General features: G+C 32.1%; 1 protein-coding gene. It reads left to right on the top strand.

Going from position 1 to position 567, the window contains the following annotated elements; translation table 11 throughout:
- Window positions 1-38: 38 nt before the first annotated feature.
- A partial coding sequence (locus tag ACFQBR_RS33615) for a replication initiation factor domain-containing protein (protein WP_465264178.1) occupies window positions 39-567 on the top strand: 529 nt, incomplete at its 3' end.

The raw sequence follows: 567 nt of genomic DNA, 5'->3' as shown, positions 1-567 counted from the left end.
CTGTGTGCATATCCAAACCAAAATTGAGTTTTGATGCTATGACAATTGTTGGTAATTTGAATAAAAACAACGCTCAAAAACTATCTGAATTTATGAGTATTGATCCACAAATAAGACTTTGGGATATGTTACAAACAAAGTTTAAAGCTAAAGCACTTCAAGAAAAAGTTTATATTGAATATGACAAAGTAAAAGCAGATAGTTGGGATAGACGTAACATGCGTGTTGAATTTAACCCAAATAAACTTAATCATGAAGAAATGCTTTGGTTAAAGAAAAATGTTATCGACTACATGGAAGATGACGGGTTTACAAGACTAGATTTGGCTTTTGATTTTGAACATGATTTGAGTAGTTATTATGCAATGTCGGATAAAGCTTTGAAGAAAACAATATTTTACGGTACAAATGGTTTGCCAGAAACGAAATATTTTGGGGTACGTGATAGTGATAGGTTTATTAGAATATATAACAAAAAGCAAGAACGTAAGGATAACGCAGACGTTGAAGTTGTGTCTAAGCACTTGTGGCGTGTTGAAATTGAATTGAAAAGAAGTATGGTCGATT

The organism is Nocardiopsis tropica (assembly GCF_042660575.1).
Taxonomy (GTDB): Bacteria; Actinomycetota; Actinomycetes; order Streptosporangiales; family Streptosporangiaceae; genus Nocardiopsis; species Nocardiopsis tropica.
Note: the sequence above shows the minus strand (reverse complement) of the source record. Positions and strands in the feature narration are given on the sequence as shown.